We start from the raw sequence: 11,195 nt of genomic DNA on the forward strand, positions 1-11,195 counted from the left end.
CGGTTTATCCACACGAAATGTCCCTTAAGCCCGCCTTTTAGGTTTTCTGGTCTTTCTGGTCTTGTTGATCAGTTGTCTTCTGATGTGGCCTTATTGATGTCTTTGGCATTGGCGTTGCTGTCGAAGCGCTTGACTAGGACGATGTGGCCGTCCCTCTCGCTGACTGGCTCGAAACCCAGGTGGAGATAAAGGCGATGTGCGCGGTCGTTGTCTTTAGCCACTGAGAGTGAGATGCCCGGGGCGCCCATCTCCCGGGAGAGGTCGGTGGCGGCGTCGATCAGCAGGGTACCGACACCCTGGCCCCGGAAGCGGGGCTCCACGGCCAAGGCGAGCTCTGGAATACCTTCCGCCACGTGTCCAAATCCATGGCGCTCAGCCGTACCCCAGTTCAGCCAGACTCCACCGGCGGGGACGTGGCCCTCCCAAGCGATGAAACCTCCGCGGGAAGGCTCCCAACCACCGAGGTAATAGTCGAAACCTTCCTCGAAACCTTCAGGAAGTTCCTTGTGCTCATCGCCGAAAGTATCGGCAAGGAAGTTGATACGGGCCAGATAGGTGCGGTCGGCTTCAGTAAGGGAAAGAAGATGCATGAGCTCCATGGTAGGCGCGGAGAAGACCTATTTCCCATGCTCCCACTGGGCATAGGCCGAGGCATAGCGCCCGCCCAGAGCGATAAGGTCGGCGTGGGTGCCGTCCTCGACGATCTGGCCTTGTTCCATGACGATGATGCGGTCGGCCTCGCGGGCTTGGTCCAGGCGGTGGGCAACGACGAGTGAGGTGCGGTCTTTGGTGACGGCCTTGGCGGCGTGTTCGAGTACCTCGGCGTGCTCGGAGCCGGCCTCGGAGGTGGCCTCATCCATGATGAGTACTGGCGGTTGGCGCAGGATCATGCGGGCCAGTGAGAGCTGTTGCTCGGCCTCCGCGCCGATCTCTTCGTTACCGGCGCCGATGAGCGTGTCTAGGCCTTGGGGAAGCCAGCGGGAATTCTCATCAAGGCCCACGGTATTGAGCGCGCGCCACAGTTCCTCATCGCTGGCATCGGGTTTCGCCAACAGCAGGTCGTTGCGCAGCGTGCCGGAGAAAAGGTGGACTTCCTGGGTAATGAGGGCGACGTGCTCGGTGATCCAGGTATTCGGCACCGTGGCGGTATCAATCCCGTCGAGCCTGATGGTGCCCTGTGTGGGGTACTGCAGGCCCGCGACGAGGGAGGCGAGGGTTGATTTGCCCGCGCCGGAGGTGCCCACGAGGGCGGTGGTGGTGCCGGCGGTGAGGGTCAGGGAGACGTCGTTAAGCACTGGCGCCCCACCGGGGTAAGCGTAGGAGAGGTGCTCGATGGTGATGGTGGGGGCGTCGCTAAGCCGGGGAGTGTCCTTCTGGTTCGCGCTGGTGTGCGCGCTGTCCTCGAGGGTGGCCAGGGCGACGGCGCGGCCGAGGGAGGTCACGGAATGCTGGATCTCACCGGCGAAGAAGAGGATGTTGAAGACGTGGATCTCTAGGCGCATGACCAAGAGCACGGCGGCGGTGGCCTCACCAGGGGTCAGCCAGCCCCAGATCACCATGGGCACAGACATGAGGACAGAGCCCAGCAGCAGCACCGCGAAGGCGAGGGCACCCTGGCCAACGATGCGGTTGATGAGTGGAACCTTGTCACCCCAGGCCTGTACCGTGTCCCAGGAGTAGCGCTCCATGCGCGCGTGTGCCCAGTCTTTGAGGGAGAACTGGCGGAGGGTCTCCAGCGCGCGGATGGTGTCCAACAGCACGTTGTTGCGGTAGGCCTCTACTGACGAGACTTCGTTGGCGATGGCGGGGATATCCCGCATGGTACCGCGGATGAAGGGGTAGAGCAGGCAGCTCACCGCAATGAAGAGCAGGGCGTAGGCGGGGTGGATGAAGATCATCATGAGCGCGGTCAGCGGCAGCATGAAGAGGGTGAGCACTAGGCGGTCACCCATCATGGAGATGGCCATGACCACGGTGTCGATGTCCTTGGACAGGCGCGTGATGATGTTGCCGGTACCTAGTTCCATGACGGCCGGCACGGGGGCACCGAGGGCGGAATCGAGCGCTGAGGTGCGCAGATCCACCGAGAGGCGGCGGGTGGTGGAGGTGACCAGGTAGCGGCCCAGGGTGCGGCCGGTGACCTCCACGAGGAAGCCCACCGCGATGACGATGAGTGCGCCGACCATGGCTGTGCGTCCCGTGCCAAGGACGGGGAGCTCCACGCCCTGGACGATGTCGACGACGCGGCCGAGCACCTGGGAGACGAGGTTCATCATGATGACGGTGACGGTAAAAAGGCCGAAGAAGAGGGCGATGCCGAGCCTGCTAGGGGCACTGGGCAGGGTCTTCAGAAAACGCAGGCACTCTTGTGGGGAGGCGGGGGCGAGGGCATCCGCGCGGTCTGTGGTGGTGGGGTGGTTGCTCATAGCTCCACCACCTCATCGGCGTTGGCGGCCCACGTGGAGGCGGAGGTGATGACCACGGTGGTCTTGTCGGCGCGCAGTTCGCGCACGCGCTTGGCGACGTCCGCCAGGGTCAACGAATCCAGCCCCGTCGTGGGGTTATCGAGTACGAGAACGTCGGGATCGAGTGCGAGTGCGCGGGCCAGGGCGACGCGCTGGCGCTGGCCGCCGGAGAGGTTGAGGCCGGCTTCGCCGATGGGTGCGGTGGGCAGCTCACCGTCGGGGCCCAGCCCGCCGAGGCGGATAACAATGTCCTCGCAGGCGGAGGCGTGCAAGGCAGCGTGGCGTTGTGGTGTCGTAGCAGCGCGCAGCGGATCGACGTTGTCCTGCAAGGTGCCTTCCAGCACGGAGATGCGGTGCGGCGGGCACAAAGCGCCGTTGTCGTTGAGGTAGCGCACCCAGGAATCCACGGTGCTGCGGCCCTCGGCGGTCGTGGGCATCCACACGTGCAGGCCAGGGGAGAGCTCGATGGGCGTGCCGGTTGTCTTCTCCGTAGTGGTATCGAGCTGGCCGAGCAGCTCGCCAACACGCTCCACGGAGGCGCGTGCTCTAGCCCAGTTTTCGGTTAGTAGGCCCAGCGATACGCCGAGCGCCGTCAATGCCGGAGGAGCCAGCATGGTAATCGCCATCATGCCGCCGGGGGCAATGTGGCCTTCGAAGGTTTCCCAGGAGGTCCAGGCCAGGATGCCTACCGCGAAGGAGGCGGGGACCATCTGCCGCACCCAGGCCATGAGGGAGGACAGCTTGGCCTCGTGGAGCATGGTGGTTAGGGCTTCGTGAGCGGCGTCGGAAAAGCGCTGGCGGGCAATGTCCTTGGCGCCCAGGCCCTTGATAACGCGGGAACCTTGGGCGAAGTCCGTGGCGAGTGATAACGCGGTGTTTTCCAGCTGGCGGCGGCGCGCAGCAACCTTGGTCAGCGGCTTGGTGGTGGCCCACGAGGCCAGCGCGGTGGCGAGGGCACCAATGAGCAGGGCGGCGGAGACCTGCCAGGAAACCGGGGCGAGGCTGACCACGGCGCCTAAGAGGTAGCCCACCATGACCAGTGGGAAGTTGAGGATCTGCTTGAGTTGGCCGATGTAGTGCGAATCCTCATCCATCGTGTTGAGCAGCCGGCCGGGGCTAATTCCGGCGGTCGAGGCACCCAGCAGCTTATCCAGCAGATTCAGGCGCAGCGTGTGGGTGGTGCGGGCTTGACTCAGATCCGTGAAAGCATCCGCTGTGGCTTCGCAGATATAGGCGACGTAGAGGATGACCGCGGTGGCCGCAAGCGGCAAGGCTACGGTGCGCCAGGAGGGATCGGAAAAGGCATACTGCGTAGTGTGGCCGATGATGACCGAGACCAATGCGCCCAGCGGTGCGTTGATGAGGGTGGCGATGAAGATGCCGATGACGCCGGTGCGTTGGGCCCCGAGCATCCGCCACGTGGCGGCGCCGGGCCGAGAGAAGTCGGTGGTCTCAGTGAGGGATACCTCCCCGGTAGGTGGTTCATCGGGGAGGTACCACGACCACGTCCGCATGCGTGGATAGTGAGTCATAAGGACTCATCTTATAGCGGAATGCGCATACGGTGGTGATTCAGATTACAGCAAAGAAGGATCGCTGTAACGGGTTGCGCGGCTTAAGCCAAGTGGTAGTTGTCCACGTCGTAGCCGTTGAACTCGCGGTCGACGCCGTAGTCATCGACGGAGGTGAACTGCGTGCCGTTTTCGATGGCAAAGCGCAGGTTATCCACGCGGGTGGACGGATCACCGCTGACGGCACCGGCCGGAAAATAGAAGGTGTCCCCACTCTTGAGCTTGACGATGAGTGATTCGAAGCTCATTCCTGATCTCCTTGCCTGCTGCTGATACGGTGGCGGCGCAAAACTGCGCGCGGGCACCGATCCTTCACGATCGATGCCGATTAACCCTCGATTCAAGCAGGTCGGGCCCGTGCAGGCAAAGGAGTGAGATCAAGGCAACGAAACACGCACCCCCAAGGATGGGGGATTAGTTCTCCTCTTCGGTGTGGAGGCGGTGCTTGCCCTCGGACTCGTGGTCGTCGGTGATGCGGGAGGTGTCGGCATCCTTCTTGTCGGCGTTGCTGACCTCGATCTCGGTCTCGACGGCGTCCTGAATAGCGGTTTCTTCCTCGCGGTGCTTGGCCAGCTGCTCATCCAGGGAGCCCAGCAGCTCCTCGTCGCGCTCGACGACACCTTCCTCAGCCAGGTCGGACTCCTTCTTGGCATCGTCCTCAGTGGTGGAGGTGTAGACCAAAGTGGAGCCCTGCGGTGCAGACGGGGAGGAGAAGTCTTCGACGCGCGGCGGGACGGCGGACTCCTTCTCCTTCTTCTGGGTGAAGAAGTAGTAGATGCCGCCGCCGATGGCAGCAAGAGCGGCAACGAGCGCGGAGATCAGCCAGATCTTCGAGCCCTTTTTCTTGTCCTTACCGCTGATGCGGCGGGCCTTCTTTTCGGCCTTGGAAGCCTTCTTCTTAGCCTGCTTGCGGGCCTTGGAGGCCTTCTTTTCTGCCTGCTTCTGGGTCTTCTCCCACTGCTTGGAGGCCTTGTCCTGGGCCTCCGCGGCAGCCTCGGAGAGCTTTTCGGTGGCTTCTTCGCTGCGTTCCTTCAGCTCCTCCAGGGCGCGCTCGAGGCGGGAGTGCGCGGCCTTGGTTACGGCACCCGCTTCGCGGCGGGCCTCGGAGAACCAATCACCATCGCGCTCTTCCATGCGGGCGGCGGCGGTCTCCAGGACGGAGTAGGCCTCGCGAGCCTTTTCATCGCGGCGTTCCTTGAGGCGCTCCACCAGGGCGGAGGTGGCGCTGATGGCTGTGGACAGGGCGGCGGGGTTCATGGGCTCAGGTGCTCCTTTATGTCAATACTGAGGTGATTTGTGTTGGACAACTGTTTATGGAGTGATTGTCGGCGCCGAACCGGGGTGTGCCCGCGTTCGCGCTGGATACTCCCTTTCAGCGTAGTGGCGGCGCGCAGGTCCCGCCACCATATGCGCAAAGGCCGCGAGCTGTTCAAAGAAAATAGACAGCTTTGTACGGATGAGGCGGGTTTTTATTCATTGTGGGTTTGCGTTAACGGCGCAGCTGACTGGGTTCTAAAGGTATTACCAATGCTAAAACGCTTTCGCGAGAAATGGACAGCTTGGTACGTTTTGGGACATCAACACCGACGATAAACAACGATAACCTGCAGAGGAGGTGAGCATGTCCCCGCGACTTTCCGCATCCGCGCCACTAGACCAAATCAGCGAAGATACGCCTAAGCGTCCACAGCGCACCGCTCTCTCTTTCGAGGTGATCCCGCCGCGTCACGATGCGGACGCCGCCAAGATTGACCGCTTATTGGCCACGCTCGCCGCGTATAACCCCGACTACATCGCCGTCACCAGCTCCCAGCGCTCCGGGTGGCTGGAGGGAACCGCGGCGTTTATTGAGAAGATTTCGCGCGATACCGCGATGCGTCCTTTGGCCCACCTGGCTTGCACCGCCGGCACAGAGGAAGAGCTCGTTGGCTGGATCGACACGCTGGTCGACGCCGGCGTCCGCGGCCTCCTCGCCCTCCGCGGCGACCTGCCGGAGGGCGGCATGCCCGAAGGTCATCTGCCGCATGCTGATTCCCTGGTCCGGCTCATTCGCCGCTGGGAATCGGACCGCGTGGCGCGCTTGGCGGCCGGGCGCTTGGCGGTGGGTGTGGCCTGCTATCCCAATGGCCACGCCGAGTCCGCCACGCCGGACGAGGACATCGACGTCCTTTTGGCCAAGCAGCGCCTGGGCGCTGATTTCGCCATTACCCAGCTTTTCTTCGACGCGGAGGATTACGTCCGCTTCGCCCAGCGCGCCCGGCTGGCGGGTGTGCGCATTCCGCTCATCCCCGGGATCATGCCGATGACCAGCCGTGCTCGGGTGGAGCGAATGTGCCAGCTGTCCGGGTTGGACGGGCCGACCAAGGTCCTTGACCAGCTCGCGGCAGCGACCTCCCCCGAGGAAGAGAAAGAAATCGGCATGCAGATTACGGCCTCGTTGGCGAAGTCGGTGATGAACGCCGGCGCCGACGGGCTGCACATCTACACGCACAACAATCCAGACATTACGACTGACCTGCTACATCGAATTGGAGTCATCCCATGACCGCATCCTTCCCCAAGGCCACGATTGAGGGCTACCCACGAGTCGGTGCCCACCGCGAGCTCAAGCGCGCGCTGGAGTCTTACTGGTCCGGCAAAATCGACGCCGAGACCTTCGAATCCGCCGCGCACTCCCTGCGCCTCGACACCTACGCCCGCCTCAAGGAGCTGGGCCTCACTGAGGATTACGCCATCCCGGCCGATGTTGCCTACTACGACCATGTCCTCGAGACCGCGCTGACCGTGGGCGCTGCTCAGGGCGAGAGCCTCGATGATGAGTTCACCCTGGCCCGCGGTAACAAGGACACCGCGCCGCTGGAGATGACCAAGTGGTTCGACACCAACTACCACTACATCGTTCCCGAAATCACCGATGACCAGACCTTTAGCGCCCGCCCGCAGCGCGTGCTGAAGATCGTCAAGGAGGCCCGCGCCGCCGGCCACACCGTGCGCCCAGTCCTCGTTGGTCCGGTGACCCTGCTGGCGCTGTCCAAGCAGGCCGAGGGTGCCACCAAGCAGCCCCTGGACCACCTCGATCAGGCAGTCGAGTCCTACCTCACCGTCTTGGCTGAGCTTCACGACGCCGGCGTCGAATGGATTCAGCTCGCCGAGCCCGCCCTGGTCGCCGACCTCGCCGCCGCTGACGACTCCACCCTCGCCGCCGCACTCAAGAGTGCCTACGGCCGCATCCTGAGCGCGGAGAAGCGCCCGCAGGTTTACCTGACCACGCCCTATGGTTCCCTCAACGCTGGCCTCGATGTCATCGCCGAGCTGCAGCCGGAAGCGGTCCAGGTGGATCTGTCCGTCGGCACCCTGGCCCTAGATAATTCCTACCTCGAGCGCGTGGCCAAGCTCGCCGAGGCCACCCACCTCGCCGCCGGCCTGGTCGACGGTCGCAACGTCTGGGCCGCCAACCTGCGCGACCTGCGCGAGAAGCTCGAGAGCCTCGGCGAAGGCGTTTCCGTAACCACCTCCGTGTCCCTCCAGCACGTGCCGCACACCGTGGAGGCGGAGACCTCCCTTCCGGTGGACGTCGCCACCTGGTTCGCCTTCGCTGATGAGAAGATCCGCGAGGTCGTCGCACTCGCCGCCGGCCCGCTGGACACCCCGGAGGCCTATGCGCAGGCCGACCGCGCCGTGCGCACCCGCGCCGAGTCCTCCCGCACCCACGACCAGGCAGTGCAGGACCGCACCGCGCAGCTGCCGGAGGGCCAGGTTCAGCGCCAGCCGGAGTTCGCCGAGCGCAACAAGGCACAGGAGGCCCTCGGCCTGCCGCAGCTGCCGACCACCACCATCGGCTCCTTCCCGCAGACTGCTGAGATTCGCGCCGCCCGCGCCGCACACCGCAAGGGCGAGCTCTCCGACGCCGACTACACCGAGGCACTGCGCAACGAGGTGAAGTCCGTCATCGAGCTGCAGGAGCGCCTGGGCCTGGACGTCCTGGTCCACGGCGAGCCGGAGCGCAACGACATGGTGCAGTACTTCGCCGAGCTTCTCGACGGCTTCGTCGTCACCGAGAACGGTTGGGTCCAGTCCTACGGCTCCCGTTGCACCCGTCCGCCAATCGTCGTCGGCGACATCTCCCGCCCGAAGGCCATGACCACCGAGTGGGCGAAGTTCGCGCAGTCCCTGTCCGAGAAGCACGTCAAGGGCATGCTCACCGGCCCGGTGACCATCCTGGCCTGGTCCTTCGTGCGTGATGATGTCCACCAGTCCGTCTCCGCCGACCAGCTCGGCGTGGCGCTGGCCGACGAAGTCCGCGACCTCGAGGAGGCCGGCATCGACATCATCCAGATCGATGAGCCCGCCCTGCGCGAGCTGTTGCCGCTGCGCGAGAAGGACCGCAAGGCCTACCTCGACTGGGCGGTGCGCTCCTTCCGCCTCGTAGCGCTCGAGGCCAAGCCGACCACCCAGATCCACACGCACCTCTGCTACTCGGAGTTCGGCCAGATCATCGACGCCGTTGCCGGTCTCGACGCCGACGTCACCTCCATCGAGGCGGCCCGCTCCCGCATGGAGCTGTTGGAGGACATCGATGAGAAGTTCCACTCCGAGATCGGCCCGGGCATCTACGACATCCACTCCCCGCGCATCCCGTCCGTGGCGGAGATGGCCGAGCTCATCCGCGCGGCACTCAAGAACGTGCCGGTCGAGCGCCTGTGGGTCAACCCGGACTGCGGCCTGAAGACCCGCGGCTACGAGGAGACCGAGGCTTCCCTGCGCAACATGGTCCTCGCCCGCGAGGAGGTCCGCGCCAGCCTCTAGGGGTTTAAATCCAAAGATTTAAACCGTCCATCGCCGTCAGCTCGCTGAGCGCGGCGATGTCTCCGTTTCCGGCCCTATCGAAGTGCAGCGCCTGGAGCCCTGCGGCCCGGGCCCCCTCGACATCATTGGCCACCGAATCACCCACCATGAGAGTGACGCCCGGTTCCACCTTTAAGCGCCGACAGGCTTCGAGGTAGGCCTCTCGGTGCGGTTTTGGCTTAGCCATCTCCACGGTGGGAAAGAGCTCCACCCCTGGCAGGTCGAGCCCGCCCGCCTTGAGCTTTCCTTCCTGCATCTCACGGGCCCCGTTCGTCAGCACACCGACCTTGAGGCCGCGGGATAGGACATGCTGGAGGGTGGGGAGGGCGTCGCCAAGCGCCTGCCAATGCTTCTCGTAGGCGGCCAGATACTTGTCATATTCCGCCAGCGCCTCCTGCTCCGTCATCTCTGGGCGGCCCAGGAACTCGCGGCAGCGCTCTACGCGCTGGCCCTGATGAGACACCTCGCCGCGCTCGTAGGCGGCGAACCATTTCTTTTCGATCTCCGCGAAGCGCTCGTGATGCCCGCCCGGCAGCCACTCCTCGACGGCCGCATGCATCGCGGCGGTGTGGTCCATGAGGGTGTCATCGAGATCGAAGAGAACGGCGCGGATCATGCTTGTAACCCTACGCAGATCGCTCACAGCGTTGTGCCGGAACGACGCACCGGGCGAAATTTCCATACAATGGCTGGCATGACTCAGAAGACCGCAACTGCAACGATGCACACCAACTACGGTGACATTGTTATCGACCTGTTCGGTAACCACGCACCGGTAACCGTTGAGAACTTCATCGGCCTGGCCAAGGGCGAGAAGGACTACACCACCCAGAACGCCAAGGGCGAGCAGTCCGGCCCGTTCTACGATGGCGCTATTTTCCACCGCGTCATCGACCAGTTCATGATCCAGGGCGGTGACCCCACCGGTACCGGCCGTGGCGGCCCCGGCTACCAGTTCCAGGATGAGTTCCACCCGGAGCTGCAGTTTGACCGCCCGTTCCTGCTGGCCATGGCGAATGCCGGCCCGGGCACCAACGGCTCCCAGTTCTTCATCACCGTGGCGCCGACCCCGCACCTGAACAACCACCACACCATCTTCGGTGAGGTCACCGACCCGGCTTCCCAGGAGGTCGTGTCCAAGATTGCTAAGGTCTCCACCGACCGCATGGACCGTCCGGCTGAGGACGTCGTCATCGAGTCCATCGAGATCGCCTAAGCGTTCTTAGCTTTTCATCTGAGCCCGCTGCCACGTGATGTGGTGGCGGGCTCGTTGTTTTAGGAGTCTGCGTGAAGAACTATCTGAAATCAGCACCGGCCACTCTGGTGCTCATGGTGCTGTGCATTGGGGCATGGTTGGTCACGGCCATCCAGGCCAAGACCCTCTCTACGCCCTACTATCGCAGCTTGCTGGCCCAAGATTGGACGCTGTGGGGCCCTGAAGTGTCCGAGCACCCCACAACTGTCATTACCGCAGGCTTTATGCATCTCGATGCCGGGCACCTTTTGGTCAACATGGTGATGCTGTTCTTTGTGGGCAGGGAAGTAGAGCGCGCTCTGGGCAGCGCGCTGTATGTAGCGGCCTATCTCATCTCCATTGTGGGCTCTTCCGCCGCAGTGCTGTGGATGGATTTCGGCACACCCACGGTGGGCGCCTCCGGCGCCCTGTTTGCGCTCATGGGACTACTCATTGGTGTGTACCGCAGCCGCGGTCTGGATCTGCGAGCGCCCATCGTCCTCGTGGTGGCCAACGTTATCTACAGCTTCGTGGCGGAGAACGTCTCCGTGTGGGGGCACTTGGGTGGTTTGTTCACAGGACTGCTGTTGGCACCATTTCTCTTTCGTCAGCGCGCGTGGCTGCGTTGGCTAGGGATATGGCTTATCGGGGCGATAGCTGTTGTTGCAGCGGCGCTGGGAGCTGGGCTTTGGGGATAACTTGGGCGTGTTATCCACCAAAACCTTTGTGCGAAAGAATTCCACATCAGTTATCCACATTGTGGATAACTACATTTTTGTAATTTACCGAACGTGTGGGCCAAGATAACCGCAGATCAGCAGCGTATTAGGTTGTGTTCGAAGTTTTTGTGCGGGCTGTGGGAAGCGTGAAAACACTTATCCACAGGGTGTGGAGAAAGGCTGTGGAATTCGTTGTCCACAGAGTTATCCCCACCCTGTGGATAACTTTGTACCCAAGGTGTTAACAGTGCTCTGGTTGCGGGGTGTTTGGCATGACTTAGGTCAATTTAGTGCGGAAAAATCCCGTCCCACCGCCGACAACCACCAGGTGGGGTTGCCCGCAAATCGTGGACACGTAGTG

Annotated in this window: 10 protein-coding genes; 4 read left to right on the forward strand and 6 right to left on the reverse strand. The window is 63.2% G+C overall.

Going from position 1 to position 11,195, the window contains the following annotated elements; all coding sequences use genetic code 11:
* Positions 1–68: 68 nt before the first annotated feature.
* From HMPREF2526_RS02345 to HMPREF2526_RS02365, 5 genes are all read right to left on the reverse strand, one after another.
* Positions 69–599 (reverse strand): GNAT family N-acetyltransferase, encoded by a 531-nt coding sequence (locus HMPREF2526_RS02345; RefSeq protein ID WP_070545608.1) that lies wholly within the window; start codon positions 597–599, stop codon positions 69–71.
* 18 nt (positions 600–617) lie between these two features.
* A complete protein-coding gene (locus HMPREF2526_RS02350; protein ID WP_070545609.1) occupies positions 618–2,426 on the reverse strand; it encodes an ABC transporter ATP-binding protein in 1,809 nt (602 codons plus the stop codon).
* Positions 2,423–3,997 carry an ABC transporter transmembrane domain-containing protein gene (locus HMPREF2526_RS02355; protein WP_070545610.1) on the reverse strand — a complete coding sequence of 525 codons (1,575 nt, stop codon included), beginning with the start codon at positions 3,995–3,997 and terminating at the stop codon, positions 2,423–2,425. Before HMPREF2526_RS02355 ends, HMPREF2526_RS02350 begins: the two co-directional genes overlap by 4 nt.
* Before the next feature lie 83 nt (positions 3,998–4,080).
* On the reverse strand, positions 4,081–4,284 hold the full coding sequence (locus HMPREF2526_RS02360) for a hypothetical protein (protein WP_049156598.1): 204 nt from the start codon (positions 4,282–4,284) through the stop codon (positions 4,081–4,083).
* Positions 4,285–4,450: 166 nt separating this feature from the next.
* Complete coding sequence (locus HMPREF2526_RS02365) at positions 4,451–5,293, reverse strand: hypothetical protein (RefSeq protein WP_046648673.1); 843 nt, start codon at positions 5,291–5,293, stop codon at positions 4,451–4,453.
* Between the two features lie 364 nt (positions 5,294–5,657).
* Here HMPREF2526_RS02365 and HMPREF2526_RS02370 point away from each other — a divergent pair, with 364 nt between their 5' ends.
* The gene (locus tag HMPREF2526_RS02370; protein WP_070545611.1) at positions 5,658–6,581 is read left to right on the forward strand and encodes a methylenetetrahydrofolate reductase; all 924 of its coding nucleotides are present in this window, start codon (positions 5,658–5,660) and stop codon (positions 6,579–6,581) included.
* Entirely contained in the window at positions 6,578–8,842 is a 2,265-nt protein-coding gene (metE, locus tag HMPREF2526_RS02375; protein ID WP_070545613.1) for a 5-methyltetrahydropteroyltriglutamate--homocysteine S-methyltransferase, read from the forward strand. Before HMPREF2526_RS02370 ends, metE begins: the two co-directional genes overlap by 4 nt.
* A 4-nt stretch (positions 8,843–8,846) precedes the next feature.
* Here the strand turns inward: metE and HMPREF2526_RS02380 are convergent, their stop codons facing one another.
* Positions 8,847–9,497 (reverse strand): HAD family hydrolase, encoded by a 651-nt coding sequence (locus HMPREF2526_RS02380; protein ID WP_070545615.1) that lies wholly within the window; start codon positions 9,495–9,497, stop codon positions 8,847–8,849.
* A 69-nt stretch (positions 9,498–9,566) separates the two neighbouring features.
* Here HMPREF2526_RS02380 and HMPREF2526_RS02385 point away from each other — a divergent pair, with 69 nt between their 5' ends.
* The gene (locus HMPREF2526_RS02385; RefSeq protein WP_046648667.1) at positions 9,567–10,097 is read left to right on the forward strand and encodes a peptidylprolyl isomerase; all 531 of its coding nucleotides are present in this window, start codon (positions 9,567–9,569) and stop codon (positions 10,095–10,097) included.
* Positions 10,098–10,168: 71 nt separating this feature from the next.
* Positions 10,169–10,813, forward strand: coding sequence for a rhomboid family intramembrane serine protease (locus HMPREF2526_RS02390; protein WP_049156609.1), 645 nt, complete (start codon positions 10,169–10,171; stop codon positions 10,811–10,813).
* Positions 10,814–11,195 lie beyond the last annotated feature (382 nt).

It is taken from the genome of Corynebacterium sp. HMSC070E08 (assembly GCF_001808895.1).
GTDB classification, from domain to species: domain Bacteria; phylum Actinomycetota; class Actinomycetes; order Mycobacteriales; family Mycobacteriaceae; genus Corynebacterium; species Corynebacterium hiratae.

Bases quoted from the DNA above. Each gene is read 5' to 3' on its own strand.
- HMPREF2526_RS02345 (WP_070545608.1), bottom strand. From the start codon at position 599: ATGGAGCTCATGCATCTTCTTTCCCTTACTGAAGCCGACCGCACCTAT.
- HMPREF2526_RS02350 (WP_070545609.1), bottom strand. From the start codon at position 2,426: ATGAGCAACCACCCCACCACCACAGACCGCGCGGATGCCCTCGCCCCC.
- HMPREF2526_RS02355 (WP_070545610.1), bottom strand. From the start codon at position 3,997: ATGACTCACTATCCACGCATGCGGACGTGGTCGTGGTACCTCCCCGAT.
- HMPREF2526_RS02360 (WP_049156598.1), bottom strand. From the start codon at position 4,284: ATGAGCTTCGAATCACTCATCGTCAAGCTCAAGAGTGGGGACACCTTC.
- HMPREF2526_RS02365 (WP_046648673.1), bottom strand. From the start codon at position 5,293: ATGAACCCCGCCGCCCTGTCCACAGCCATCAGCGCCACCTCCGCCCTG.
- HMPREF2526_RS02370 (WP_070545611.1), top strand. From the start codon at position 5,658: ATGTCCCCGCGACTTTCCGCATCCGCGCCACTAGACCAAATCAGCGAA.
- metE (WP_070545613.1), top strand. From the start codon at position 6,578: ATGACCGCATCCTTCCCCAAGGCCACGATTGAGGGCTACCCACGAGTC.
- HMPREF2526_RS02380 (WP_070545615.1), bottom strand. From the start codon at position 9,497: ATGATCCGCGCCGTTCTCTTCGATCTCGATGACACCCTCATGGACCAC.
- HMPREF2526_RS02385 (WP_046648667.1), top strand. From the start codon at position 9,567: ATGGCTGGCATGACTCAGAAGACCGCAACTGCAACGATGCACACCAAC.